The sequence below is a fragment of the Arsenicibacter rosenii genome (assembly GCF_001870735.1).
Taxonomy (GTDB): Bacteria; Bacteroidota; Bacteroidia; order Cytophagales; family Spirosomataceae; genus Arsenicibacter; species Arsenicibacter rosenii.
Window position 1 is genome coordinate 23,352 of the sequence record NZ_MORL01000022.1, and the last position, 25,646, is coordinate 48,997.

At 50.9% G+C, this 25,646-nt stretch carries 23 protein-coding genes; 7 read left to right on the top strand and 16 right to left on the bottom strand.

Translation table 11 applies throughout. The features are described from left to right. Window positions 1-28: 28 nt before the first annotated feature. From BLX24_RS24510 to BLX24_RS24525, 4 genes are read left to right on the top strand one after another with little or no spacing between them, the layout of a single operon-like run. Window positions 29-760 carry a copper homeostasis protein CutC gene (locus BLX24_RS24510; RefSeq protein WP_071505864.1) on the top strand — a complete coding sequence of 244 codons (732 nt, stop codon included), beginning with the start codon at window positions 29-31 and terminating at the stop codon, window positions 758-760. 54 nt (window positions 761-814) lie between these two features. Beyond that, a complete protein-coding gene (locus BLX24_RS24515; RefSeq protein ID WP_071505865.1) occupies window positions 815-2,476 on the top strand; it encodes a sodium:solute symporter family protein in 1,662 nt (553 codons plus the stop codon). A gap of 33 nt (window positions 2,477-2,509) precedes the next feature. Next, the gene (locus tag BLX24_RS24520; protein ID WP_071505866.1) at window positions 2,510-2,710 is read left to right on the top strand and encodes a hypothetical protein; all 201 of its coding nucleotides are present in this window, start codon (window positions 2,510-2,512) and stop codon (window positions 2,708-2,710) included. A 58-nt stretch (window positions 2,711-2,768) separates the two neighbouring features. Continuing rightward, window positions 2,769-3,122 (top strand): YraN family protein, encoded by a 354-nt coding sequence (locus BLX24_RS24525; RefSeq protein ID WP_071505867.1) that lies wholly within the window; start codon window positions 2,769-2,771, stop codon window positions 3,120-3,122. Between the two features lie 3 nt (window positions 3,123-3,125). Here the strand turns inward: BLX24_RS24525 and BLX24_RS24530 are convergent, their stop codons facing one another. The 14 genes from BLX24_RS24530 to BLX24_RS24590 all read right to left on the bottom strand — a co-directional run bounded on the left by BLX24_RS24530 (window position 3,126) and on the right by BLX24_RS24590 (window position 17,812). After that, the gene (locus tag BLX24_RS24530; protein WP_071505868.1) at window positions 3,126-3,596 is read right to left on the bottom strand and encodes a hypothetical protein; all 471 of its coding nucleotides are present in this window, start codon (window positions 3,594-3,596) and stop codon (window positions 3,126-3,128) included. Between the two features lie 123 nt (window positions 3,597-3,719). Next, entirely contained in the window at window positions 3,720-4,859 is a 1,140-nt protein-coding gene (locus BLX24_RS24535) for a 2-isopropylmalate synthase (RefSeq protein WP_083422154.1), read from the bottom strand. A 517-nt stretch (window positions 4,860-5,376) separates the two neighbouring features. After that, window positions 5,377-6,447, bottom strand: a complete 1,071-nt coding sequence (gene leuB, locus BLX24_RS24540; RefSeq protein ID WP_071505869.1) for a 3-isopropylmalate dehydrogenase — start codon at window positions 6,445-6,447, stop codon at window positions 5,377-5,379. A 60-nt stretch (window positions 6,448-6,507) separates the two neighbouring features. Further along, window positions 6,508-6,894 carry a GxxExxY protein gene (locus BLX24_RS24545; RefSeq protein ID WP_071505870.1) on the bottom strand — a complete coding sequence of 129 codons (387 nt, stop codon included), beginning with the start codon at window positions 6,892-6,894 and terminating at the stop codon, window positions 6,508-6,510. A gap of 27 nt (window positions 6,895-6,921) precedes the next feature. Next, window positions 6,922-8,208, bottom strand: a complete 1,287-nt coding sequence (gene ilvA, locus BLX24_RS24550) for a threonine ammonia-lyase (protein ID WP_071505871.1) — start codon at window positions 8,206-8,208, stop codon at window positions 6,922-6,924. A gap of 144 nt (window positions 8,209-8,352) precedes the next feature. Further along, the gene (gene ilvC / locus BLX24_RS24555) at window positions 8,353-9,396 is read right to left on the bottom strand and encodes a ketol-acid reductoisomerase (RefSeq protein WP_071505872.1); all 1,044 of its coding nucleotides are present in this window, start codon (window positions 9,394-9,396) and stop codon (window positions 8,353-8,355) included. A gap of 163 nt (window positions 9,397-9,559) precedes the next feature. Continuing rightward, a complete protein-coding gene (locus BLX24_RS24560; protein WP_071505873.1) occupies window positions 9,560-9,862 on the bottom strand; it encodes a GIY-YIG nuclease family protein in 303 nt (100 codons plus the stop codon). Window positions 9,863-9,964: 102 nt separating this feature from the next. Further along, window positions 9,965-10,498 carry an acetolactate synthase small subunit gene (gene ilvN, locus BLX24_RS24565; protein ID WP_071505874.1) on the bottom strand — a complete coding sequence of 178 codons (534 nt, stop codon included), beginning with the start codon at window positions 10,496-10,498 and terminating at the stop codon, window positions 9,965-9,967. A 2-nt stretch (window positions 10,499-10,500) separates the two neighbouring features. Then, window positions 10,501-12,273 (bottom strand): biosynthetic-type acetolactate synthase large subunit, encoded by a 1,773-nt coding sequence (ilvB, locus tag BLX24_RS24570; protein WP_083422155.1) that lies wholly within the window; start codon window positions 12,271-12,273, stop codon window positions 10,501-10,503. A 46-nt stretch (window positions 12,274-12,319) separates the two neighbouring features. Beyond that, window positions 12,320-14,017: a dihydroxy-acid dehydratase gene (gene ilvD, locus BLX24_RS24575; RefSeq protein WP_071505875.1), complete on the bottom strand. Its 1,698-nt coding sequence runs from the start codon at window positions 14,015-14,017 to the stop codon at window positions 12,320-12,322. Between the two features lie 317 nt (window positions 14,018-14,334). Further along, window positions 14,335-14,550 (bottom strand): type II toxin-antitoxin system RelE family toxin, encoded by a 216-nt coding sequence (locus BLX24_RS34095; RefSeq protein WP_218160718.1) that lies wholly within the window; start codon window positions 14,548-14,550, stop codon window positions 14,335-14,337. Window positions 14,551-14,562: 12 nt separating this feature from the next. Beyond that, window positions 14,563-14,784, bottom strand: a complete 222-nt coding sequence (locus BLX24_RS24580) for a hypothetical protein (RefSeq protein WP_071505876.1) — start codon at window positions 14,782-14,784, stop codon at window positions 14,563-14,565. Between the two features lie 97 nt (window positions 14,785-14,881). Next, window positions 14,882-17,317, bottom strand: coding sequence for a 3-hydroxyacyl-CoA dehydrogenase/enoyl-CoA hydratase family protein (locus BLX24_RS24585; protein WP_071505877.1), 2,436 nt, complete (start codon window positions 17,315-17,317; stop codon window positions 14,882-14,884). Window positions 17,318-17,341: 24 nt separating this feature from the next. After that, window positions 17,342-17,812 (bottom strand): MarR family winged helix-turn-helix transcriptional regulator, encoded by a 471-nt coding sequence (locus tag BLX24_RS24590; RefSeq protein WP_071505909.1) that lies wholly within the window; start codon window positions 17,810-17,812, stop codon window positions 17,342-17,344. A 465-nt stretch (window positions 17,813-18,277) separates the two neighbouring features. On the opposite strand from BLX24_RS24590, the gene BLX24_RS24595 reads away from it, so the two are divergent. The 3 genes from BLX24_RS24595 to BLX24_RS24605 are packed head-to-tail and all read left to right on the top strand — an operon-like array spanning window position 18,278 to window position 23,822. Beyond that, on the top strand, window positions 18,278-19,537 hold the full coding sequence (locus BLX24_RS24595) for a TolC family protein (protein ID WP_071505878.1): 1,260 nt from the start codon (window positions 18,278-18,280) through the stop codon (window positions 19,535-19,537). Window positions 19,538-19,565: 28 nt separating this feature from the next. Further along, window positions 19,566-20,657 (top strand): efflux RND transporter periplasmic adaptor subunit, encoded by a 1,092-nt coding sequence (locus BLX24_RS24600; protein ID WP_071505879.1) that lies wholly within the window; start codon window positions 19,566-19,568, stop codon window positions 20,655-20,657. 51 nt (window positions 20,658-20,708) lie between these two features. Continuing rightward, window positions 20,709-23,822: an efflux RND transporter permease subunit gene (locus BLX24_RS24605; RefSeq protein WP_071505880.1), complete on the top strand. Its 3,114-nt coding sequence runs from the start codon at window positions 20,709-20,711 to the stop codon at window positions 23,820-23,822. Here BLX24_RS24605 and BLX24_RS24610 read toward each other — a convergent pair. Then, the gene (locus BLX24_RS24610) at window positions 23,819-24,919 is read right to left on the bottom strand and encodes a hypothetical protein (protein ID WP_071505881.1); all 1,101 of its coding nucleotides are present in this window, start codon (window positions 24,917-24,919) and stop codon (window positions 23,819-23,821) included. The genes BLX24_RS24605 and BLX24_RS24610 overlap by 4 nt on opposite strands. Then, the gene (locus BLX24_RS24615; protein ID WP_071505882.1) at window positions 24,916-25,566 is read right to left on the bottom strand and encodes an ABC transporter ATP-binding protein; all 651 of its coding nucleotides are present in this window, start codon (window positions 25,564-25,566) and stop codon (window positions 24,916-24,918) included. Before BLX24_RS24615 ends, BLX24_RS24610 begins: the two co-directional genes overlap by 4 nt. Window positions 25,567-25,646 lie beyond the last annotated feature (80 nt).

A 25,646-nucleotide genomic window follows, 5' to 3' on the forward strand; every position in this document is an offset into this window, starting at 1 on the left:
TTTCCGATCTCATAAGCGTATTACCAGAATGACTATTGAAGTTTGTGCTTTTTCGCTTTCGGCCTGCCTGACTGCTCAGGAAGCGGGTGCGGGGCGTATTGAATTGTGTGGTGGGTTCAGCGAGGGCGGCACAACCCCGAGTGCAGGGCTGATTCAGCAAGCCCGTCAACAGCTTCAGATTCCGATCTATGTCATGATTCGTCCGCGCGGGGGCGATTTTTTGTATTCAGCCGCTGAACTTGACGTAATGAAGGCTGATATTGAGGTCGCCAAACAGCTGGGTGCCGATGGCATTGTCCTGGGGCTGCTTAACCCCGACGGAACGGTTGATGAAGAAAACACACGTATGCTGATCGACCAGGCAAAACCGCTGGGCGTTACCTTTCACCGCGCCTTTGATATGGCTGCCGATCCGTTCGAAGCCCTCGAAGCCGTTATCCGTACCGGTGCCGAACGCATTCTGACCTCCGGTCAGCAACCGTCGGTGCAAACCGGTTTGCCGTTGCTGAAAGAGCTAGCCCGACGCGCCGCCGGACGCCTTGAAATTATGGCCGGTGCAGGGGTAAACGCCCAAAATGCGACTCAGTTAAAAGACGCCGGTGTCCATGCCTTACACCTGAGCGGAAAACGCATCGATGAAAGCCCGATGATATTCCGGCAACCAAATGTGTCGATGGCCTCGGCTGCCCTTGGCGAGTATGAACGCGTAGAGGCTGATGCACCGGCAATCAGCGCGGTTGTCGGCCAGGTCAGTCATTAATCCGTATTACCTTGATGAAACATAACCCTTTATTACTTTAACCCTTCGTTTTTCATGCATATTGACCTTGGACTTCTTGATTATCTGATCATTGTCATCTACTTCGTGTTTGTGCTGGGGATTGGCTTTCTGATCAAACGTACCGTTAAAACGAGTAACGACTTCCTGATGAGCGACCGCTCAATTCCGCTCTGGATTACGTCTTTAGCCTTTGTGTCGGCCAACCTGGGCGCACAGGAACTGATCGGGATGGGGGCTTCCGGTGCTAAGTACGGCATCATGACCAGCCATTTTTACTGGGTAGGCGCCATTCCGGCCATGGTGTTTCTGGGCGTTTTTATGATGCCTTTTTACTACGGAAGCCGTGCCCGTTCGGTGCCTGAGTACCTTGCCCTGCGGTTCGACGAAAAAACACGCGGGCTGAACGCCATCAGTTTTGCCGCCATGACGATTTTCTCGTCGGGCATTTCGCTGTATGCCCTGGCCCTGCTCCTGGAATCGATTCTGGGTTGGGACTTTAATGCGTCGATCTTTCTGGCGGCTGTTATCGTTATGGTGTACACTTTACTCGGCGGGCTGACGAGTGCGGTATATAACGAAGTCCTCCAGTTCTTCCTGATTGTGCTGGGCATTGCGCCGGTCGTTTTTATCGGCCTCGATAAAATTGGTGGCTGGGAAGGTGTTGTGCAGAACCTGAGCCCTAAAATGACCAGTACCTGGCGGTATATGGGTTCGCCGGAAGAGAACCCGATGGGGGTCGATCTGGGCAGCATGTTATTTGGTCTGGGCTTTGTATTATCGTTTGGCTACTGGTGTACAGACTTCTTGGTGGTACAGCGGGCTATGATTGCCAAAAATATGTCGGAAGCCCAGCGGACACCGCTGATTGCGGCTATCCCGAAAATGTTTATTCCGTTTGTGGTTATTCTGCCGGGCGTGATCGCCATTGCGCTCCAAACTATGGGCGGTGATTACCAGATTCCGATGAAAGCCGATGGCAGCTCGCCGAACTATGACCTTGTGATTCCATCGATGCTGTCGAGTTTTTACCCGACCGGTTTGCTCGGCGTTGGCCTCACGGCACTGATTGCGTCGTTTATGTCGGGAATGGCCGGTAACGTAACGGCATTCAATACCGTCTGGACGTTTGATATCTATCAGGCTTATATCAACAAGAACGCAAGCGACGAGCATTACCTCCGCATGGGTAAAATGGCCACCATTTTCGGGATTGTGGCGTCGATCGGAGCGGCTTATCTGGCAACGGCCTTTAATAACATCATGGATTATCTGCAGCTGGTCTTCGGCTTCGTCAATGCCCCTTTGTTTGCCACGTTTGCGCTGGGGATGTTCTGGCGGAAAACAACGGCCAACGGCGCTTTCTGGGGCTTATTGCTGGGTACGCTGGCTGCTGCGGCGACCCACGGCCTGACGCTTGCTGAAGGAAAAGGTGCCTGGATGGGTAACCTTCACGAGTTTTCTTCGTCTATGAGTCAGAACTTTATGATTGCCAGTATCGCCTGGATTGTTTGCTTTGTTGCAACGTATGTCATTAGTCTGTTCACGGAGAAAAAAGATGAAAAAGAACTGGTTGGCCTGGTCTACAGTCTGACGCCGAAACCGGAAGGAAACTACAAAACCGTATTAGAAAATCCGATGTTTCTGGCGGCCATTGTCATTGCACTTACCCTGGTACTTAACCTGATCTTTTTATAACCGACAACTGTCTCATTCAACTGTAGTTAAGACATGAAACCGAGTTTATTTGACCTCCGATTTGTTATTGGTCTTTTCTTCCTGATCATTGGACTGATTGTCATTATTGCTTCGTTTGGCGAAAGCAAAATCGTAGACGGCAGCCAAATCAATCTCTATGCAGGCATCGTATTTATCGTGTTTGCAGGGGGAATGCTGCTGAGCTTCCGGGCGAGTCAGAAATCTGATTCATAAACCAGTATACATAGGCCCTCTCTGTGCCTGACAGGTACGGGGAGGGCTTTTTCTTTTTATGGCTGAACACAACAACACCGGCCGCGAAGGGGAGACTATTGCTGCCAGTTACCTCGAACGTCAGGATTATTTAATTCTGGAGCGGAATTACCGCCATCACCACGCCGAAATCGACCTGATTGCCCGCAAGGGAAAGATGATCGTTTTTGCGGAGGTAAAGACCCGGACCAACCTCAGCTACGGGCTGCCGGAAGAGTTTGTTTCCTACACAAAGGCCAAACTCATCATGCGGGTGGCCGAACATTATATTTTCGCCAAAAACTGGCAATACGACGTTCGGTTCGACATTATTGCCGTTACGATCAACGGCAATAATGTCGAAGTAAAACATATTGAAGATGCGTTTTGCTAATGATTATACCGTGACGGTGGCAGGTTCCAGAACGCTGTCCGGCAACTGAATTCTGGCCAGCAGCTGCTCTTCAAGCAGGTTGGCCCACTCAGTCATGTACAACACCACATCATCGCGGAGGTTGTGCTTCAGATAGCGCCGTTCGGCAGGCAGCCGCTTCAGGATCTCCCGATCCGAGAGTTTTTCCAGATGTTTTAAATCTTCCAGCATCAGGCCTGCTCCCAGCATTTCGCTGATAACCAGATCAATCGGCATCAGACTGGCGGTGCAATAGTCGTCGACCTGTTCGTTCCAGTCGCCATACCGCTGCATGGCGTAGGCGTGAATCTGGTCTTTGTTCAGTTTGGTAAGCTCCTGAGCCAGATTGCCGCAGTTGCAACCGCCCATATGCCCCCATTGATAGGGTGCGCCCTCTTTCAACTTACGGGCCGTGCGACGGAGGGCGTCAATTAATTGAAGGTTTGGTCGTGCCATACAAGTTGGTTTTTCGGGTGAGAACCGTGTGTATAAGCGTTTTGTTTACCCTAATATACAGAAAAATCCCGACCTGCGCAGGCCGGGATTTTTCTGTAATACGGATCGGTTTATCGTACAGGATTAGCGAACCAGTTCCATCAGGTCTTTATCGTTTACCTGCTTACGGACATCAGCCATGTCGAGGAAACGCTTATAGATGCCATCGAGTGTTGGCTTGTCATACCGGAAGCCCAACAACTCAAGCCGGTGTTTCAGCGCGTGGCGACCGCTGCGGGCCGTCAGTACAATGGATGACTCAGGAACCCCAACATCATGTGGGTTCATGATTTCGTAGTTTTCAGCGTGTTTCAGGAAGCCATCCTGGTGAATACCCGATGAGTGGGCAAACGCATTCCGGCCCACAATCGCCTTGTTGGCCTGTACCGGCATCCGCATCATTTGTGACACCAGATTGCTGACAGGGAAGAGACGCGTCGTATCAATACCTGTTTCCAGGCCTAAATCCTTGTGCACTTTCAGTGCCATCACAACTTCTTCGAGTGAGGTGTTACCCGCCCGCTCGCCAATTCCGTTGATCGTTACTTCGACCTGACGGGCTCCGTTGGTAATACCAGCCAGCGAGTTTGCCGTTGCCAGACCAAGGTCGTTGTGGCAATGGATCGAGATAACGGCCTTGTCGATGTTCGGTACGTTATTGAACAGGTACTTGATTTTTGCCCCGTATTGTTCAGGCAGGCAGTAGCCGGTCGTATCCGGAATGTTGACGACGGTAGCTCCCGCCGCAATAACGGCTTCGGTCAGCCGGGCCAGGAATTCAAGGTCGGCACGGCCAGCGTCTTCAGCATAGAACTCCACATCGTCGATCAGGTTCCGTGCATACTTCACGGCAGCCACTCCTTGCTCAAGTACTTTATCACGCGTACTGTTGAACTTATTCCGGATGTGAATGTCTGACGAACCAATTCCGGTATGAATACGACCTAGTTTGGCGCTTTTGAGGGCCTCTGCTGCAGCATCAATATCACCCTGGATGGCGCGTGACAAGGCGCAGACCCGCGGAGTGGTCACTGCCTTTGAGATTTCGACCACCGACCGGAAATCACCGGGGCTCGAAATCGGGAAACCGGCCTCGATAATATCAACGCCCAGCCGTTCCAGTTCTTTAGCGACTACAACTTTTTCTTCGGTTGTTAACTGGCAGCCCGGCACTTGTTCGCCGTCTCGCAGGGTTGTGTCGAAAATGTAAACTCGCTGGCTCATGTTGCCTACTTAATTAGGTTTGATTGGTTTGACGATGGCACAAAAAAAGCCCTTCTTCTGAGAAAGGGCCTCTGGTTTTATACAGACATATCCCCTCTCTCAGCGTTGCTTCTGACAACGTAGCAGCATACTCTTGAGTGGTTGGGATTGCTTAAAGTCCATTGCGAAATTTCGCTGATTGCGTAATTACACCACAAAAATATTAAAAAATTAAAACCCGTCAAGTTTGGCCACATAAAAAAGTTAACAACTTGTTAACGGCATCTATCTTGCTGGCTTGTAACGATTTGGCGTATAGATAGAAAAATATTATGATTTCTTTTAATGTAGAAGCTACTCCAAATAAATGTCTCCTGAACCCGGAAAAATCAATATTTTGATTGGCTGGCAAAAACAGAAATATTTTAATTGTTACGCTAACTGTTTTGTAATCAGCGGGAAGAGCAGTACAAAAGCCGGAATGGCGGAATAGAAAAAGGCCTCTGTTCCGTAACGGAACAGAGGCCTTTGCGGGTTTTTACAGAGCCGCCAGGACTTGCTCGCCCATGCCTGCTGTGTTCAGAATTTTGTCGGCCGGAGTCGATGCATCTGCGATGTCCCGTGTCCGGTATCCGGCTTTCAGTACCTTATCAACAGCATTTACAACCGCATCGGCTTCTTCCTTCATGCCAAACGAAATGTCAAGCATCAGCGCAGCCGACAGGATAGAGGCCAGCGGGTTGGCTACGCCCATGCCTGTAATGTCGTGGGCTGATCCGTGGATCGGCTCATACAGACCGGTTGTGTCGCCAACGGAGGCGGAGGCCAGCATGCCCATTGATCCGGCGATCTGCGAGGCTTCGTCGGTCAGGATGTCACCGAAGATATTGCCGGTTACCACTACGTCGAAGCGTTTCGGGTCTTTGATCAGCAACATGGCTGCCGCATCGATAAACTGGTGTTCTACTGCTACTTCCGGGTAACGCTTCGAAACCTCCTGGATCACTTCCCGCCACAGCCGTGATGATTCCAGTACGTTGGCCTTATCAACCGAGCATAGTTTTTTCCGGCGTGTCATGGCAGCGTCGAATGCCTTGATGGCGATGCGTTCGACTTCGTAGCGGCTGTAGATCATGGTGTCGTATGCCGTATCGCCGTTGTCTTTGCGGCCACGCTCCCCGAAGTATACGTCGCCGGTCAGTTCGCGGAAGAACAGAATGTCAGCGCCTTTCAGGATTTCGGGTTTGATGCTTGATGCGCTCAGCAGCTCGTCGAACAGCTTAATCGGGCGCAGGTTGGCATACAGACCTAAAGCCTTCCGGATGCCTAACAGGCCTTGTTCCGGGCGAACTTTAGCCGTCGGGTCGTTATCATATTTCGGGTGGCCAACGGCACCAAACAGGATGGCGTCAGAGGCTAACGATTTGGTAATGGTTTCTTCGGGCAGGGGAGAACCGGTGGCTTCGATAGCGGCATGGCCGATCAGAGCCTCATCGTACGTAAACTCGTGGCCGTACTGAGCGGCGATTTTATCGAGTACTTGTTTACCAACGGCCGTTACTTCCTGGCCAATGCCGTCGCCGGCGATTACTACTATGTGTTTTTTCATTTTATTATGGTTTATCAACCACGGAGTTGCACTGAGTTTTGCACGGTGTTACACAGAGTATTACATAACGTATCGCTTTATACCGTTTCTCATACTAGTGACATTGAAATTTAACAGGTACCCTATTTTGTATTTACCCAGACGCATGTAAGTAAGTAGTTGAGCTGTATGCACATCTGTAAAGGCTTCAACAGCTTTTAACTCCAATACAATAGCATCATTGACAAGCAGGTCTATCCGATAACCACACTCTAGTCGTACATCCTCAAAAACCAACGGCATTGGCTTTTCTTTTTCTACCTGTAATCCTGCCTGTTGTAGCTTGTAATACAAACATTCTTTATAGGCACTTTCCAGTAATCCAGGGCCTAACCCTGTATGAACCAGAAATGCTTGTTTCAAAATGAGGCTGGTCAGCTCATTATATTCCGTGTAACTCTGTGCCATGACTCTGTGTAACTCTGTGGTTAAGTGTCAAATCAGAAACTCAAACAGATCCGGCTTGTCGTTCAGGTATTCGAAGGCGATGCGGGCGTCGCGCATACGGGCGAGAAGGGGTTCAAAATCGGCTTTTGCTTTCAACTCCACACCGACAAGGGCAGGGCCACGCTCGCGGTTTGTTTTTTTCGAGTACTCAAACAGCGTAATGTCATCGGTAGGGCCTAATACATCGCTCAGAAACTCCCGGAAAGCGCCGGAGCGCTGCGGAAACCGGATGATGAAATAGTGCTTCAGCCCCTCATACAGCAGGGAGCGCTCTTTGATCTCTTCCGTCCGTGTGATGTCGTTGTTACCGCCGCCAACCAGACACACTACATTTTTTCCCTTGATCTCGTCTTTCAGAAAATCAAGAGCGGCGATGCTCAGCGCACCGGCAGGTTCGGCAACAATTGCTTCTTCGTTATAGAGGTTCAGAATGGTCGTACAGACCTTCCCTTCCGGGACGAGTATGATTCGGTCCAGGTTCCGGCGGCAGACCTCAAAGGTCATTTCGCCCGCCCGTTTGACGGCGGCTCCGTCGACAAACTTATCGATTTCATCAAGCGTAATGACGTGACCTGCGTCCACAGAAGCTTTCATGGTCGGCGAACCAAGCGGCTCAACACCAATCAGTTTGGTCTTCGGGCTGAGTTGTTTGAAGACGGTAGATACGCCTGACGCCAGCCCACCCCCTCCAATCGCCATCAGAATGTAGTCGATCCGGAAGTTTGCATCCTTGAAGATTTCGAGCCCTACCGTACCCTGACCCTCCATAACCTGTAAGTCATCGAACGGGTGAACGAAGGTGCTGTCGTGGGTATTAACGTACTCAACAGCCGCATGGTAAGCATCGTCGTAGGTATCACCGGTCAGGACAATCTCGACAAATTCTTTTCCGAACATCCGCACCTGTTTCACCTTTTGGGCCGGGGTGGTGGTGGGCATAAAGATGATGCCCGTTACCGCCATTTTACGGCAGGCATACGCCAATCCCTGGGCGTGGTTACCGGCACTGGCACAAACCACGCCTTTCGCCAGGGCTTCGGACGATAAGCTGGCCATCTTGTTGTAGGCGCCCCGGATTTTATAGGAGCGGACGACCTGCAGATCTTCGCGTTTCAGGAAGATATTGGCCTGATAGCGATCCGAAAGATTGATGTTTTCCTGAAGAGGCGTATGAGTGGCCACACCGCGCAACCGGTCGGCGGCCTGAAAGATGTTATCGAGGTCGGGGAAAGCGCTGAACGGGTCGACCGTGTCGACCGTGTCTGTTGAGGCCATAAGCGGGGGACTGTTTTGGGCGTAATAAGAAACCACAAAGAACACTAAGAACGCGCAAAGAACACAAAGCCGGGAGCCCTGTGTACTTTGTGCAAACCTTGGCGTTCTTTGTGGTTAAGACCTTTTAGCTGAAAACCGGTCTGATTAGTTACGCTCCGGGCGCAGGCTACGTACGGTAGCACCTGAACGCCACATTTCTGATTCGCGCAGCTCTTTCAGTTCTTCTTCCAGTTTTTCACGGTAGTCGGGCTGTGAGTTCCGTGTGATGGATACACGAGCCTGCTCGCCTGATTTAACCGAGTTATACAGTTGCTCGAATACCGGCTTCGTTGCATCGCGGAATGGTTTCCACCAGTCAAGAGCACCACGCTGCGCCGTTGTTGAACAGTTGGCGTACATCCAGTCCATACCGTTCTCGGCAACGAGTGGCATCAGTGACTGTGTCAGCTCTTCTACTGTTTCGTTGAACGCTTCTGACGGTGAGTGGCCGTTTGAACGCAGTACTTCGTACTGAGCGGCAAAGATACCCTGAATAGCACCCATCAGTGTACCACGCTCACCGGTAAGGTCAGACGTAACTTCTTTGTAGAAGTCTGTCTCAAACAGGTAACCTGAACCAACACCGATACCCATGGCGATGGCTTTGGTGCGGGCCTGGCCTGTGGCGTCCTGATAGATGGCGAAGCTTGAATTCAGGCCTTTGCCTTCTACAAACAGGCGACGCAGTGATGTACCTGAACCTTTAGGGGCTACCAGGAATACGTCAACGTCGGCAGGAGGAATAATGCCTGTCTGGTCTTTGTATGTTACGCCGAAACCATGCGAGAAATACAGCGACTTGCCAGCTGTTAAGTATTTCTGTACGGTTGGCCAAAGTTCAATCTGAGCGGCATCCGACAGCAGGAAGCAGATGATTGTACCACGCTCCAGGGCTTCTTCGATTTCGAACAGCGTTTCGCCCGGAACCCAGCCATCAGCAACGGCTTTGTCGAAGGTTTTACCTTTACGCTGGCCAACGATTACGTTGAAGCCGTTATCGCGCATATTCAACGATTGGCCGGGGCCTTGTACGCCATAACCAATAACAGCGATTGTTTCGTTCTGGAGGACTTCTCTGGCTTTTTCAAGAGGAAATTCTTCGCGGGTTACTACTTCTTCTTCTACACCGCCGAAGTTGAGCTTTGCCATGATTGGACTGGTTTTATGAAAAAATTATGGTAAAATGAACTGTGTACGCTAATGATCCTGAATAGCCTGATTATCTGGTGTATACCATTTGTCATCCCGACGTCAGGAGGGATCTCTGGCGTCAGAAAATCCCGTTTGACTTATACTGTTCTGAATGCTGACATCATCCCTGAATTTCACCGTTCAGAAACAGCCACTCCGGATTAAACGATTCGATTAAAGCAATCTTTTTCGCTCGCCGCCATCCTTTTATTTCTTTTTCACGATCAATCGCATTGCGAATGTATTTGTGAAATTCCCAGTATACCAGGTTGTAACAGAAATATTTGCCTGCAAATGTATCGTCTTTCCCCCGTGCATCATAATGTTCCTGCATACGTCTGACCAGATCGTTGGTAACACCTGTATAGAGTACGTGTTTTTCAGGATTTGTCGTTATATACACGTAAAAGGCAAAGTCCGGCATGGTATTTCTTAATTGTCTTTGGTTATCACTGCCTGAGTCCCATTGTCAGCCTTTCCGCATCAAAAACAAATGAGATCCCTCCTGGCGTCGGGATGACAAAAACTACAAATAGTATTCCCACTCAGCTTCAGGCAGATACTCGACCAGACCTTTTTCGGTCTTGCCGACAGCTACCCGGCCTGAACGTACAAATTCAAGGATTTCGTGCTGCCTGAGATACTCGAAGAAATCGAAGATTTCTTTTTCTGTACCGGTTTTTTCAATCACCACGTAGTCTAAGCCCCAGTAAACCACCCAGGCTTTATACTGCTTGTTGATCGTCTCGATGTCCAGGGTTTTGGCGTCGAGCGGGGTTGAGATTTTGAACAGGGCGATTTCGTTGAAGACAATTTCGTCGTTCAGATACCCGAAAACGGCCATCACTTCAACGATCTTCCGGATCTGGCGCACCAGTTTTTCCACATCTTCGCGGGAGTCATGCTTGATGACAATCGTGAAACGGGATACCCCTTTGCGTTCGGTTTCCGAAACAGTCAGGCTTTCAATATTGATACGGCGACGGGTAAAGATGATCGTGATCCGGTTCAGTAATCCGATCGTGTTGCCGGTAAAGATACAGAGCGTGTAGGTTGTCATGATTACTCCAGGCGAATGTGTGATATTGGCGCTCCTGCCGGAACCATCGGGAATACGTTTTCTTCTTTTTCGACCACTACTTCGAGCAGGTACGGGCCGTCGTGGGCCAGCATTTTCTCCAGTGATGCATCCAGATCTTCGCGCTGGTTGCAGGTATGACCGTCGACGCCGAACCCTTTGGCAATCGTGATGAAATCCGGATTCTGAAGCTCCACGAACGAATACCGGCGCTCGAAGAACAGTTGCTGCCACTGGCGCACCATGCCGAGGAAATTGTTGTTCAGGATGATTGCTTTGACCGGTACTTTGTTCTGGGCAATCGTTCCCAGCTCCTGTAGCGTCATCTGGAAACAACCGTCGCCGATGATGGCGACCACCTGACGATCCGGCGCACCGACCTGTGCCCCGAAAGCAGCCGGCAGCGCAAAGCCCATTGTGCCCAGACCCCCTGAGGTGACCAGACTGTTTGGCCGGCGGAATTTATAATAACGTGAGGCCATCATCTGGTGCTGCCCTACGTCGGTGACCAGAATCGATTCGCCGTTTGTTTTGGTTGACAGCAGGTCCAGCACCTCACCCATTTTGATTTTTTCGGTCGTTGGCGCCAGTGACGGAACCGTGATTTTGGCGTGCTCGACTGCGTCAAATTTTTTGAACTCATTCAGCCAGACCGCGTGGTTATTCGGCTGAACAAGCGGCATCAGGGCGTTCAGCGCTTCTTTGGCATCGCCAACAACCGGTGCATCGGCCTTGATAATCTTATCAATTTCTGCGGGGTCGATTTCGATATGTACCACCTTTGCCTGCTTGACGAAGGCGCTGACATCGCCGGTTACCCGGTCGTCGAAGCGCATACCAATGGCAATAACGAGGTCGCACTTATCCGTCTGCACGTTGGCGCCATAGTTGCCGTGCATGCCCAGCCAGCCGACATAGTTTGGGTGATCGGTTGAAATCGACGACTGACCCAGCAGGGTCGTGGCCACCGGAATACCCGTTTTCTCGACGAAGGCTTTTAGTTCTTCTTCGGCTTTCGAAATCAGAATACCGTGACCGGCAAAAATGTATGGGCGTTGTGCTTTATTGATCAGCTCAGCCGCTTTTTCAATTTGATCCTGCTTAGGCACTACCCGTGGACGGTAGCTGATGATCGACTGGCAACGTTCGTACACAAACGGCTCTGACATCAGTTCGACCTGCGCATTTTTAGTGATATCAATCACCACCGGGCCTGGCCGGCCCGACTGGGCGATGTAGAACGCCTTTGAAATAATTTCAGGGATTTCGTCGGCGCTGGTAATCTGATAGTTCCACTTCGAAATCGGCATGGTAACACCAATTACGTCCGTTTCCTGGAAGGCATCCGTTCCCAGCAGTTTCCGGCCTACCTGACCAATCAGGCACACCATCGGGGTGGAGTCGATCAGAGCATCGGCAATAGCCGTGACCAGGTTCGTGGCGCCGGGGCCCGACGTAACGAGGCAGACACCTGCGCGGCCGGTCACCCGGGCATAGCCCTCGGCGGCATGCCCGGCCCCCTGCTCATGACGGACCAGAATGTGGTTAATGCGATCCTGGTAATCGTACAGGGCGTCGTAGACGGGCATGATCGCACCTCCCGGATAACCAAAAATTGTTTCGACACCTTCGGCAACGAGCGCTTTCATCAGGGCTTCGGCACCCGAGATGATTTTAGCGGGCATTTCAGCCGGCACTGTTGCGGCCCCATTGGGTTGTTGGGCTTCCGTTTCGGATAATAAAACCGTTGCTTCCATGACGGTTATTGGTGTTTTAGTTGTTGTCTTTCGCTGTTACTGTCTGTTATTCTTCGTCGGTAACGCAGCCTTCATCAGCCGGTTTTACGGAGCGGATGAACTTACCGAGTGCACCTCTCGTAAATTTCGGCGCGGGTTTTACCCACTGACTGCGGCGGAGCTCCATTTCTTCGTCCGAAATGTGCAGCGTCATTTCGCGTCCTTCGGCGTCCAGTGTAATGCGGTCACCGTCTTTTACAAACGCAATCGGGCCGCCCTCATACGCTTCCGGCGTGATATGGCCGACCACGAAGCCGTGCGTACCACCTGAAAAACGCCCGTCGGTAATCAACGCAACCTTATCGCCCAGACCGGCACCCATGATCGCCGATGTCGGCTTCAGCATTTCGGCCATACCCGGTCCGCCTTTCGGCCCTTCGTTCCGGATAACAATCACCTGACCCGGCTTAATTTCGCCTTTCGCCAGAAAGTCCAGAATTTCGCCTTCGTGCTCGCAAACTTTGGCAATGCCTTCAAACCGAAGTCCCTCTTTCCCGGTGATTTTGGCGACCCCGCCCCGTGGCGCGAGGTTGCCGTATAATACCTGAATGTGGCCGGTCGCTTTCAGCGGCTGCGACAGCGGGAACACAATCTTCTGTGATTCAAACTCCAGATCCGGCGCTTCGGCCAGGTTTTCCGCAACGGTTTTGCCCGTAACAGTCATGCAGTTGCCATGAATCATGCCCTGACCGTGGAGGTACTTCATGATGGCCGGAATACCGCCAATGGCCAGTACATCTTCCATGTAGTATTTGCCGCTTGGCTTCAGGTCGGCCAGTAGCGGTGTGCGGTCGCTGATGGCCTGAATGTCGTTCAGCGTCATCGGCAGGCCTGCCGCCCGTGAAATAGCGAGGTAATGCAGTACCGCATTGGTCGATCCGCCCAGCGCCATTACGATGGTCAGCGCGTTTTCCAGCGATTCGCGGGTAATAATATCTTTGGGCGTAACACCCAGCTCCAGCAGGCGCTTCATGGCGGCCCCGATCTTACGGCATTCATTCTGTTTGCCTTCGTGGGTTGCCGGATAACTGCTGCTGAACGGCAGGCTCAGGCCCATCGCTTCGATACTCGATGCCATGGTGTTGGCCGTATACATACCGCCGCAGGCTCCCGGGCCCGGAATCGAGTTCTGAATAACGCCTTTGTAATCTTCGTCAGAGATATTGCCTGCCAGTTTCTTGCCGTAAGCTTCAAATGCCGAAACAATGTCCAGCTTCTGCCCCTTATAGTGGCCGGAGCGGATTGTGCCACCGTATACCATGATACCCGGCCGGTCGATACGGGCCATCGCCATCACCGCACCCGGCATGTTTTTATCACAACCTACCACCGTAATGACTCCGTCATACCACTGGGCATTTACGACTGTTTCGATGGAATCGGCAATCATATCCCGGCTTGGCAGCGAATATTTCATCCCGGCATTACCGTTGGTCATCCCGTCAGAAACGCCGATCGTATTAAAAATCAGGCCGACCATGTCATTTGCCTGCACGCCTTGCTTCACATACACAGAAAGACCGTTGAGGTGCATGTTGCACGGGTTTCCTTCGTAGCCGGTGCTGGCAATGCCGATTTGCGGCTTGTCCAGATCGCTTTCGGTAAGGCCAATGCCGTAAAGCATGGCTTGTGCGGCCGGATTACTTACTTCCTGGGTTAGTGTACTGCTGTAGCGGTTCAGCTTAGTTGTTTCTGTTTGTGACATGGTCTTATGCGTAGATGGCTTTGGTAAAGGGTTTAGCAATAGCCAGGTTTTGTTGTCGTTGGTATCAGTTAGCAAAAAGCCCCTTCTCGCAGTGAGAAGGGGCTCAACCGTTGTCGTAACGTCCCGATCTCACGCTGGTTTACCAGGTGACTAGCTCAATAATGACGATGACGGTTGATGAAAACATTTATTTTGAACTAATAGTGAAATTTCGCTGTGGGTGTAAATCACGCTGTAAAGGAAATAATCCTTTTTTGATTGTGCAAGGGAAATGAGATTTTTTTAACGAAAAAAGCCAAAGGGTTAGTCCTTTGGCTTTAGTTGTAAATATCTTTTCTATGCCCGATATCAATAACCAGTATGATTAGCTGACCATCCTCTATTTCATAAACAATCCGATAAGCACCGATCCTGATTCGGTAGCCGGTGCGTCCCTTCAGTTTTTTGTATCCAACAGGTCTTGGATTGTCAGCTAAGGCACGGAGACGGCTGACGATACGCGAATACTCATTCTGAGCAAGCTTTTCCAGAATTTGCTTGCACGGTTACTGATCTGAACTTGATAAGCCACTCTTTCTACGTTTAGCGTCAACTCTTGTTAAGGCAGCTTCCAGCGGTTGAAAGGTAAGCTTCTCTGTTTTGGCAGTATCGTATAATTTGACGGTATGTGCCTCATCAAGTTCATCAATGAGTTTATTGTAATCTTTAATTGACAGGATTACGCCTGTTCTTTTTCCTTGATCGTCAGTTATGAATTGTGGTTTCATAAATAGCTGTATCTATGCGTACTGAATTGTATTCTGGTATTTTCAAACATAAAAAAGGGCTTCCGTTCGGAAGCCCTTAAAAATAATCAAAATATCGCTAATTCCGGAGTGGCTTACCGCCCGACAGCAGGCTCTGAATCCGTTCCAGGGTTTTCTTCTCGCCGGTCAGCGAGAGGAAGGCTTCGCGCTCCAGATCAAGCAGGTACTGCTCGGTAACGGTCTGCGGGCTGCTGAGGTCACCGCCGCAAATAACGTAAGCCAGCTTATCGGCAATCTTCACGTCATGGTCAGAAATATAGCGGCCCATACGCATGGCCGCAACACCTGCCTTGAATAAGGCGATACCTGTTTTACCCTGTACCTTAATATCATTTCGCTGTTTAGGCTGCACATAGCCGTTTTCCGCCAGTTCAACAGCAACTTGTTTGGCTTCGGCAATCAGGCGGCTGCGGTTCAGCACAATCTGCGCCGACGGTAGCAGGTAGTTCATCTCGCGGGCTTCCTGCGCCGAGGTCGATACCTTCGCCGTGGCGATATTCATAAATGCATTTTGCAGAATATTCAGCTCCGGGTCACCGGTTTGGTATAGGTCGCTGGCGCGGGCGGCCATCTCCTTCGTTCCGCCACCGGCCGGAATCAGACCAACACCCACTTCAACCAGTCCCATGTAGGTTTCGGAATGAGCCACCACACGGTCTACATGCAGATTCAGCTCACAGCCGCCGCCGAGCGCCAGGGAGTGCGGCGCACCGACCACCGGAATCGACGAATAACGGGCGCGCATCATCGTTTGCTGGAACTGTGAAATCATCAGGTTAATTTCATCGAATTCCTGCTCGATGGCAAACATGAACAGCATTGCCAGGTTGGCACCAGCCGAGAATGCCTCCGTCGATTCGTTGCCGATAACCAGACCACGGAAATCTTTTTCGGCAATGGCAATTGATTTGTTGATACCCTCAATCACCTCTGCACCGAAGGTATTCATCTTCGTATGGAATTCCAGATTCAGAATGCCATCGCCCAGATCATACAGCGTTGCCCCGGCATTTTTCCAGACAACATTGTTGCTCAGGTTCTCCAGAATGATGAACGACTCTGTGCCCGGAATGGTCTTATAGCCCTTCGCCGGAATGTCGTAGTATTTACGAACACCGTTTTCTACCTTATAGAAGCTGTCGAAACCGGCGTCGAGCATGTCGTAGACCCATTGAGCCGGTTTCTGACCCTGCGCTTCAATCAGTTCAACACCTTTGCGGACGCCGATGGCATCCCAGGTCTCGAACAGGCCCATCTGCCAGCCGAAGCCGGTTGTGATGGCGGCATCGATGCGATACAGCTCATCCGAAACTTCCGGAATACGGTAGGTAGCATAACGGAAGCCGTCGGCAAACGTGCGGCGGTAAAACTCACCGGCTTTATCTTTACCGGCCAGCAGTACCGGAAAACGTTTTTTCAGGCTGTCAATAGCCTTGGTACTTTCCAGCGTCGCAAATTTTACTTTCTGTGACGGCTGATAGTCAAACGTGTTCAGGTTAAGCGCCAGAATCAGCGTTTTACCGGTTTCGTCTTTTGTCTTTTTATAAAAACCCTGACCGGTTTTGTCGCCCAGCCATTTGTTTTCCATTAACTTCTGAACGGAGCCCGGGAGCTGGAAGCTGTCGCGCGACTCATCGTGCGGCATTTTTACCAGGTTATTGGCAACATTGACCGTTGTGTCCAGACCAACGACGTCCGACAGCCGGAACGTCCCTGATTTTGGCCGGCCGACTACCGGCCCGGTTAGCTTATCGACCTCCTCAACCGTCAGTCCCATGTCTTCCGCAATCCGGATCGTCTGGATCAGGGCCTGAATACCAAGGCGGTTCGCAATAAAGCCCGGTGTGTCTTTGCAGAGAACGGTTGTCTTGCCCAGATACAGGTCACCGTATTTCATCAGGAAGCCGATCACGGTTTGATCGGTGTCGGGTCCCGGAATAATCTCCAGCAGACGCAGGTAGCGCGGCGGGTTAAAGAAGTGCGTACCGCAGAAATGCTTCCGGAAATCGTCCGAACGGCCTTCGGCCAGCAAATGCATCGGAATCCCTGAGGTATTCGTCGTAATCAGCGTACCCGGCTTGCGGAATTGTTCTACCCGCTCATAAACCGACCGCTTGATATCCAGCCGCTCCACAACGGCTTCGATCACCCAGTCGTAGGTCGCAATATCCTTTAAATTATCATCGAAATTGCCCAGCTTCACGCGTTCGGCAAATTTGGTGCTGTATAGCGAGGCGGGGGAGGCTTTCAGCATGGCCTGCCAGGCATCGTTTACTATCCGGTTGCGAACGGCCGGGCTCTGCAAGGTTAGTTTTTTCGCCTCTTCGGCAGCATTCAGTGCCGACGGTACAATGTCGAGCAGGAGTACTTCAACACCAATGTTGGCAAAATGAGCCGCAATCCGCGACCCCATAATACCTGAGCCCAAAACGGCTACACGCCGGATGGTACGGTTTTTCGTTTGTGTCTGTGGTTTTGAAAGGGTTGCCTCCATATGTCAGGAATTAAAAATCGGTATTTAATCCAGCGGAAGTTCTTCGGCCTCGCTTGATTTAACTTTCTGATTTTCTTCTTCAACGATGCGGTTAATGTCTTTGATTACATCGAAGAAAATGACCAGTTTATCGAGCGGAATCCGCTCGCGGATCATATTATTAAACTGAATAACACCCTGGCGGGCTATTTCCCGTTTTTCCTTGCCGGTTTCAGTCAGTAGAATCCGTACAAAACGCTTGTCGTTTTCATCGACCTCGCGCCGTATCCAGCCGCGTTCTTCAAGGCTTTTCAGCATCCGGACCAGACTGCGTGGTTCCATACCCAGCATGGGGCCGATCTTCGTGGCGGGCGTACCCGTATCCAGATCAATGTTGAGCAGCACATAGCCGATGGCCATGGTCATATCGTACCCGGCCGCATAGGCGTTGTACATCCTTGATATGGCATGCCAACCCCATTTTATGTGAAAATCAACGGTTTTCTCCTTCTTCATGCCTTTGCGTTCGTACATATTGCTGTCTGTACAAAACTACAAAAGTTTGATAATAGTATGCAAGCATAATAATTTAAAAAATGAATGATTACCTCTTTTTAATTATACATCACCTGGCCAGGCGTTGAAGAAAATTTAATTTGTTATTAATAAAATGACAATCCGCTTATTATCAGAATGTTAAAAGCCATTAATAAAATTGCTAAAATAATATAGTGCCTAACGAGCTGTTTTGCAGCAGATTATATAAACACTTTGCCGGCACACGTCTCCGTAAAGCTGCATCTATTTTAATAAGTATTTAACTATCAGGGCCTTCGCTGACCCGTAACTTTGTCAGGTATTAGGGAGCAAAAGATTCATCTATAGATAGATAGCAAATCTATACCCCTTCAGATATATAAATATCCGGTTAAAAAATAAAAGATTTAAGGCCTTATTGGCCACCGCCACAACCTTGCTACTATGCGTAAACGATACCTTATTTGCTTTTCTATCCTGTTGTCGATAAGCCGTTTATCTGCCCAGGATACGTTGACGCTCACTGCCCGGCAGGTAGATAGCCTGTTTATACAACGCAACTTACTGGTGCTGGCAGGCCGTTATCAGATTGACGCCTCGCAGGCTTTTATCCAGCAGGAACGGCTTTGGGACAACCCATCGCTGACTTCGGAGTGGAGCCTGTATAACCCGTCGCGCCGGCGGGTACTGGATGTAGGAAATGGCGGACAGAAAGCGTTTTCGATTCAACAGACGGTGGTGCTGGCCGGCAAGCGCAGTAAACGGATTGCCCTGGCCATGGAGAATGCACGGATGACCGAAAGCGAGTTTGGGGAACTGCTGCGGGCTCTGAAATTCGAATTGCGCACACAGTTTTATACCCTGTTCTTTCTGCAGAATACGCTGGCCATTTTTTACCAGCAGCAAAACCGGCTGACGGATATTATCAATGCGTTTGAACGGCAGTATGGTAAGAATAACGTCTCGCTTCGTGAGCTGGTGCGGTTGAAAGCACTCCGGTTTCAGCTTGACAATGACCGGCTTGAGCTGGAATTGCAACTGACCGAAGCGCAGAAAAACCTGCGTAATCTGCTGCAAAGTAATGCTGTCATTAAGCCGGTCGTGGCCGCTAACCTGCTGATTGCCCCGAATTCGGCCTTGCCGGCGCTGGATGAGGCTACCAACGCGGCTATACAGAACCGGCCGGATCTGCAAAGCGCGGAGTCGCTGGTGAAGCAGGCGCAGATCAATGTCGCTCTTCAGAAATCACTGGCCGTACCTGACCTGAGGCTGGGAGCTACCTATGATCAGAACGGGAGTTATGTCGCTAACTACACCGCCTTTACGGTAGCGCTGGACTTACCGTTCCTGAATAAAAATCAGGGGAATATACGGGCCGCTCAGGCACAGGTAAATTATAACATGCAGCTGCAGCGTAACCGCCGTTTACAGATCGAAAACGAAGTGCGGGCTGCCTTTCAGAAAATTCAACAGGTTGAAACGGCCTATAAACAGGTCGATCGTACGTACCTGAGCCAGTTCGAAGAACTGAATCAGGGGGTGTTCCGGAGTTTTGAAAAACAAAACCTGTCACTGGTCGAATTTGTCGACCTCTTTCAGAGCTATCTCGACAATATCCGTCAGCTCAACCGCCTGCGGGCCGACCGTATCAATGCGCATGAAGAACTGAACTATGTTGTTGGTACTGAGCTCGTCAAATACTAAACTATCCCTTTCTCAATCTTACTAAACCATGAAATCGCTTTCTTTTATTGCCTTACTGCTGCAGTCGGGTCTGTGGATAGCCTGTTCGCACGGACACAGTGATGATACCGGCGTACCCGCCAAAGGATTTGCCCTGACTGACACTATGATGAACCGCATTCAGACCGATGTGGTGAAGCTGGAACCGATCCGTAGCCAGCTGCGGCTGACCGGGAAGGTTGTCCCCGACGAAAACCGGGTGATCAAGGTATTTCCGCTCGTGGGCGGTTATGTGCGGGATGTACGCGCCGAGCTGGGCGACTATGTACAGAAAGGACAGGTGCTGGCCGTCATTAAATCCGGCGAAGTGGCAAGCTATGACCGTGAGTTGCTGGAGGCGCAGTCGGATGTGCGGGTAGCGGAGAAAAATCTCCGGATTGCGCAGGAAATGAAAGAAGACAAACTGAACGCCGAACGGGATGTTATTCTGGCGCAGAAAGAACTGGAGCGGGCCAAAGCCGAACTGGACCGGATCAGTGAGATCTTCCGGATCTTCAGCGTTAACAGCAAGTCTGAGTATGTCGTGAAATCGCCGATTTCAGGTTATGTCATTCAGAAAGAAATCAACCGGGATATGCAGCTTCGGTCCGACGACGGGGCGCCTTTGTTTGTAATTTCACAGCTGAATCAGGTCTGGATCATGGCCAATGTGAATGAATCAGACATCGGGAAAATGAAGCTGGGGCTACCAGCCAATATCCAGACCTTGAGCTACCCCGACCAGACCTTTCACGGCGAAATTGATAAAATCTATAACGTACTCGACCCTGAGACAAAAACCATGCAGGTGCGTATCCGGCTGGATAACAGTAAGATGCTGTTGAAGCCCGAAATGCATGCCACGGTCTACATCGGAATGACGGAAGGAGGAAGTATGGCCGCTATTCCGGCAAAATCAGTCATTTTCGATAAGAGCAAATCGTTTGTCATGGTCTTTAAAGACCGGCAGCATATAGAAACCAGGGAGGTAAGTGTTTACCGCTCCCAGGGTGACCTGGCCTACATTCAGAAGGGAGTAAAAGCCGGCGAACGGGTGATCAGTAAGTATCAGTTGCTGGTATACGATGCACTGAACGATTAATTACGGGTATAGCCCTGTCCTGACAACCGCCTTTAGCCATTCCTTCCCGCTATGAACAAGTTTATCAAAGCCATTGTAACGTTTTCATTAAAGAATAAATTTTTTACGTTTTTTCTCGTCGGTATCCTTACGGTTGCCGGCTTGTTCAGTTATCTGAACACCCCGATTGAAGCATTTCCTGACGTAACGAATACCCAGATCATTGTGGTTACGGAATGGAACGGGCGCAGTGCGGAAGAGGTAGAACGCTTTGTGACGGTACCGATTGAGGTAGCCATGAACTCGGTGCAGCGCAAGACCAACGTCCGGTCTATTACGATGTTTGGCCTGTCGGTCATGAAAATCATTTTTGAAGATGATGTTGATGACTTTTTTGCCCGTCAACAGGTTAATAACCAGTTGCGGACGCTGTCATTGCCGGAAGGCGTTGAGCCGGATATTCAGCCGCCATACGGGCCTACCGGTGAGATTTTCCGGTATACCCTGCAATCGCCCACGCGTGATACCCGTGAGTTGCTGACCATCCAGAACTGGCAGATTGACCGGCAGCTGCGGTCGGTTCCCGGGGTAGCGGATATTGTTGCCTTTGGGGGGCGGGAAAAGATTTATGAGGTGAGTGTCAATCCTTTACAGCTGCATAAGTACAACATTACCCCGCTCGAAGTATACCGTGCCATTACCGAAAACAACCTGAATGTCGGCGGCGACGTGATTGAGAAAAACGGACAGGCCTACGTGGTGCGCGGTATTGGTTTGCTGACCAACATTGAGGATATTGAAAACATCATCATCGACGAAATCAATGGTACTCCCGTTCTGGTACGCAATGTGGCACAGGTACTGGAGTCGGATATGCCGCGGGTCGGGCAGGTAGGCCTCGACGATAACGACGATGTGGTCGAAGGAATCATCGTAATGCGGAAAGGCGAAAACCCGAGCGATGTGCTGGCGCGGGTAAAGGATAAAATCGCGGAAATCAACGAAAAAGTGCTGCCATCGGATGTAAAGATGGTGACCTTTTATGACCGCGATAACCTGATGCGGTTCTGTACCAAAACGGTGCTGCACAACCTGGCCGAAGGAATTCTGTTCGTCACCGTGATCGTTTTTCTGTTTATGGCCGACTGGCGGACAACAGTGATTGTATCGATTATCATCCCGCTGGCGCTGTTGTTTGCTTTTTTGTGTATGCGCATCAGAGGCATGTCGGCCAACCTGCTGTCGATGGGTGCTGTCGATTTCGGAATTATTATCGACGGGGCGGTGGTCATGGTCGAAGGGATCTTTGTGTCTCTCGATCATCTTGCCCATGAGCGGGGTATGGAAAAGTTCAACAAGCTGTCGAAGCTGGGTCTGATCCGGAAAACGGGTGCTGAAATGGGAAAGGCCGTCTTTTTTTCAAAGCTGATTATCATCACGGCCCTGATTCCGATTTTCTCGTTTCAGAAAGTCGAAGGGAAAATGTTTTCGCCCCTGGCCTGGACACTGGGCTTTGCCTTGCTGGGTGCGCTGATTTTTACGCTGACGCTGGTGCCGGTGCTGTGTTCAATCCTGCTGAAAAAAAATGTGCGGGAGAAAAACAATCCGATTGTCACTTTTTTTGACCGTACTATTACGTCGGCCTTTAACTGGACCTATAGCCATCAGCGCCTTAGTATTCTGGGTTCTCTGGTGTTTATGGGGCTTACGTTTGGTTCGGCAACGTTGCTGGGTACGGAGTTTTTGCCGCAACTGAATGAAGGCGCGCTGTGGGTAGAAGCCAAGCTGCCAATGAGCAGTTCGCTGAATGAGACGGTAAAGCTGGTGCGGACACTGCGGGCGAAACTAATGGATTTTCCGGAAGTCAACGGCGTGTTGTCCCAGACCGGACGGTCTAATGACGGCACAGATCCATCGGGTTTTTACTACGTGCAGATGCAGGTAAACCTCAAACCGAAAGACGAATGGGAGCGTAAAATTTCGACGGATGATCTGATTGAAGAGATGGATGGCCGGCTGAAAAACTTCCAGGGGATCAACTACAATTATTCGCAGCCGATTATTGACAATGTTGCGGAGGCCGTGGCCGGGATGAACGCATCAAATGCCGTTAAAATCTTTGGTAATGACCTCAAGGAGCTGGATAAATACGCCAATCAGGTCATTGCTGCCATCCGCGACGTACCAGGAGTGAAAGATGTCGGTATTCTGCGAAACGTAGGCCAGCCGGAAATGAGCATCCATGTTGATAAGCAGAAAATGGCCCTGTATGGCGTGAAGGTAGGTGATGCCGAGGCCGTTATCGAAATGGCAATCGGGGGTAAAACCGCCACGCAGCTCTACGAGGGCGAACGGAAATTTGACATTCGGGTGCGCTATCAGCCGGAGTACCGGAAAAATGAAGAAGATATTCAACTATTGATGGTGCCAACCATCAAGGGTAGTAAAATACCGCTTAAAGAGATTGCCGAAATCAAAACCCTGACCGGTCCGGCGTTTGTTTACCGGGATAAAAACAAGCGGTTTATAGGCGTGAAGTTTTCGGTTCGGGAGCGCGATCTGGGCAGTACCATTGCCGAAGCCCAGGCCAAAGTCCGGCAGGCTGTTCATCTTGAAAAAGGCTATGAAGTTGAATGGACGGGCGAGTTCGAGAATCAGGTCCGGGCCTCGAAACGCCTCGGGCAGGTAGTACCGATCAGTCTGGTGGCCATCTTTGTGATCTTGTTTATCACCTTCGGGAATGCTAAAGATGCGGGGCTTGTGTTACTGAATGTGCCGTTTGCCCTCATTGGCGGCATTCTGGCCCTGCACGCTACCGGTACTATTTTCGGCATTTCGGCTGGGGTCGGGTTTATCGCCCTTTTCGGTATCTGCGTTCAGAACGGGGTCATTCTGATTTCCGTTTTCAATAAAAACATGGCTGCCCGTATACCGCTCGATGAAGCAATCCGGCAGGGCGTTCAGTCGCGGATCCGGCCGGTTGTGATGACGGCCATGATGGCGGCTATCGGGCTGCTGCCTGCCGCTGTTTCGACCGGCATTGGTTCAGAAACCCAGAAGCCACTGGCCATTGTGGTAATCGGCGGGTTAATTACGGCGACTATCCTGACACTGCTGGTGTTCCCGATTATTTACCGGTTTTTCTACCGGCATAAAGTACACCGGATCAGTGACCTTGATTCTTAACGCGTTTCCCAAACCGACTGTGGATAATACCGGATAAACAGTATGCTGGCGGTCAGCCATCCCGAACCCGCCAGCAGCCAGACGGGTAATTGGTACATAATTGCAAAGAAGCCACCGATGAGTAGCCAGAAAAGGGCCGGAAAAAGCTCGTCGGGCAAACGGTGGCGCTTAAACAACAGGCTGAATTCCAGTAGCGTCAGGCTGAGCGCGAATGCCCATATACTCAGCATGGCCGTCAGCGACTGGTCATGAGGCCGGTACCGGACGAGCAGTATGGCTTCCGGTAGCAACAGCACGGCAATCTGAATCATATACCGGAGCAGCCGTCGGAGGATAGAAACCGGCAGGTTCCGGTAAAGTACCAGTGACTCGTGTTCAAACTGATAAAGGCGATAGACAATGGTAATATGGGCGAGGGCTGCCAGCAACCCTCCCAGGCCGAAAAGCCGTAAGTCATAGTCGTCGGTAGGGTAAAGAGCGGCAAGACCAAGCAGGACAAGCAACGTGCCTGTTTTGGTAAGCAACAAGAGTACCGGCTGACGGCTCAGTAAATACCGCAGGAAAAAAAAGAGGTAGGGGGTTGTAAAACGCTGACTGAACCAACTGCCCAGCTTTCCCGAAAAGCGTTCGGTTGCAGGGTTCCGAAGGATACGGGTATACCAGATCAGCGGCCAGGTCGCAAGGGCTGCGATGGCCAGCAGGATGACGGTCAGAGAGAGCCAGATACCGGCATTGATGGCCATCGTGGCCACAAAACCGGCATAGACCAGCACCGGAAGCAGGAGCTGCAACTGCGTAAGCACCAGCACCAGCCATTGTGTGGGGACTGGAATCAGCCGCAGGTGGTGCAGGAAGGGTTCATCATGTAAGACACGGGCCGCAAAACGGGTGGTGTGGAAACCATATATGGCCCAGATGCCGATGTATATGGCCAGCACAAAATGCGTTCGTATGGCCACCTCCGCCAGCGTAATGTGTTCAATTGCCCGTAAAAAACTCCCTGCAATCAGAAAGACTACGGCCAGCAAACCGGCATTCTGCTCATAGAAAGGCTTGACGATGGTCCTGGTCAGCACCTTCGTGAGGATACCTGTCATACCGGGCCGCTGGTTAAGGGTTCCTGCGTTAGTGTTTGCTCCTGTACCCGCCAGACCGACTGAACCGGCAGACTCGTCAGGTTAAAATCCTGATGGGATGACAGCAGGAAACTCACACCTTGCTCATGATAGCGGCGAATCAGGCGGCTTACCGTTTCGGTAGCCTGCTGATCAAGTGTAACAAGAGGTTCATCCAGTAAAATCAGCAGTGGGTCCCCCAAAAAGCCAATCACCAGCGACGTTTTTTTTAGCATACCGCTCGAATACGTGCCAACGGGGGTTTTCATGAAGTCACGGATGCCAAAAGCATCAATCAGTTCGTCTATCTGCATACCGGATGCCTGTTTGGCCGTACCGACCCACTGAATAAGCTCCCACGCCGTCAGAAAGCCGGGCAAGGCCGGTTCCGCTTCACTGTAATTTACCCTGAGCCGGTACGGTACCGGATGACGCCGGCAATCCCATTGGCCGTTGAGTACAATCTGCCCGTCGAAGGGCAGCATGCCGGCAATGGATCGGAAGAGGGTGGTTTTACCCGACCCATTGGTGCCTTTAACCCAGTGAATACCCGCCGGCAGCTGCCAGTCAGGCACCTGAATAACCAGCCGGTTATGATATGATTTTGCAAAGTGGGTGAGTGAGAGCATAAGATCAGAAGAATATACGGCGAATCTAGCCAAACCAATGCAAAAAGCTCCGGTGTTCAGGACAACCGGAGCTTTGTATC

Excerpts from the sequence above, each read along its gene's own strand:
- BLX24_RS24510 (WP_071505864.1), top strand. The coding sequence starts at position 29 with ATGACTATTGAAGTTTGTGCTTTTTCGCTTTCGGCCTGCCTGACTGCT.
- BLX24_RS24515 (WP_071505865.1), top strand. The coding sequence starts at position 815 with ATGCATATTGACCTTGGACTTCTTGATTATCTGATCATTGTCATCTAC.
- BLX24_RS24520 (WP_071505866.1), top strand. The coding sequence starts at position 2,510 with ATGAAACCGAGTTTATTTGACCTCCGATTTGTTATTGGTCTTTTCTTC.
- BLX24_RS24525 (WP_071505867.1), top strand. The coding sequence starts at position 2,769 with ATGGCTGAACACAACAACACCGGCCGCGAAGGGGAGACTATTGCTGCC.
- BLX24_RS24530 (WP_071505868.1), bottom strand. The coding sequence starts at position 3,596 with ATGGCACGACCAAACCTTCAATTAATTGACGCCCTCCGTCGCACGGCC.
- BLX24_RS24535 (WP_083422154.1), bottom strand. The coding sequence starts at position 4,859 with ATGAGCCAGCGAGTTTACATTTTCGACACAACCCTGCGAGACGGCGAA.
- leuB (WP_071505869.1), bottom strand. The coding sequence starts at position 6,447 with ATGAAAAAACACATAGTAGTAATCGCCGGCGACGGCATTGGCCAGGAA.
- BLX24_RS24545 (WP_071505870.1), bottom strand. The coding sequence starts at position 6,894 with ATGGCACAGAGTTACACGGAATATAATGAGCTGACCAGCCTCATTTTG.
- ilvA (WP_071505871.1), bottom strand. The coding sequence starts at position 8,208 with ATGGCCTCAACAGACACGGTCGACACGGTCGACCCGTTCAGCGCTTTC.
- ilvC (WP_071505872.1), bottom strand. The coding sequence starts at position 9,396 with ATGGCAAAGCTCAACTTCGGCGGTGTAGAAGAAGAAGTAGTAACCCGC.
- BLX24_RS24560 (WP_071505873.1), bottom strand. The coding sequence starts at position 9,862 with ATGCCGGACTTTGCCTTTTACGTGTATATAACGACAAATCCTGAAAAA.
- ilvN (WP_071505874.1), bottom strand. The coding sequence starts at position 10,498 with ATGACAACCTACACGCTCTGTATCTTTACCGGCAACACGATCGGATTA.
- ilvB (WP_083422155.1), bottom strand. The coding sequence starts at position 12,273 with ATGGAAGCAACGGTTTTATTATCCGAAACGGAAGCCCAACAACCCAAT.
- ilvD (WP_071505875.1), bottom strand. The coding sequence starts at position 14,017 with ATGTCACAAACAGAAACAACTAAGCTGAACCGCTACAGCAGTACACTA.
- BLX24_RS24580 (WP_071505876.1), bottom strand. The coding sequence starts at position 14,784 with ATGAAACCACAATTCATAACTGACGATCAAGGAAAAAGAACAGGCGTA.
- BLX24_RS24585 (WP_071505877.1), bottom strand. The coding sequence starts at position 17,317 with ATGGAGGCAACCCTTTCAAAACCACAGACACAAACGAAAAACCGTACC.
- BLX24_RS24590 (WP_071505909.1), bottom strand. The coding sequence starts at position 17,812 with ATGAAGAAGGAGAAAACCGTTGATTTTCACATAAAATGGGGTTGGCAT.
- BLX24_RS24595 (WP_071505878.1), top strand. The coding sequence starts at position 18,278 with ATGCGTAAACGATACCTTATTTGCTTTTCTATCCTGTTGTCGATAAGC.
- BLX24_RS24600 (WP_071505879.1), top strand. The coding sequence starts at position 19,566 with ATGAAATCGCTTTCTTTTATTGCCTTACTGCTGCAGTCGGGTCTGTGG.
- BLX24_RS24605 (WP_071505880.1), top strand. The coding sequence starts at position 20,709 with ATGAACAAGTTTATCAAAGCCATTGTAACGTTTTCATTAAAGAATAAA.
- BLX24_RS24610 (WP_071505881.1), bottom strand. The coding sequence starts at position 24,919 with ATGACAGGTATCCTCACGAAGGTGCTGACCAGGACCATCGTCAAGCCT.
- BLX24_RS24615 (WP_071505882.1), bottom strand. The coding sequence starts at position 25,566 with ATGCTCTCACTCACCCACTTTGCAAAATCATATCATAACCGGCTGGTT.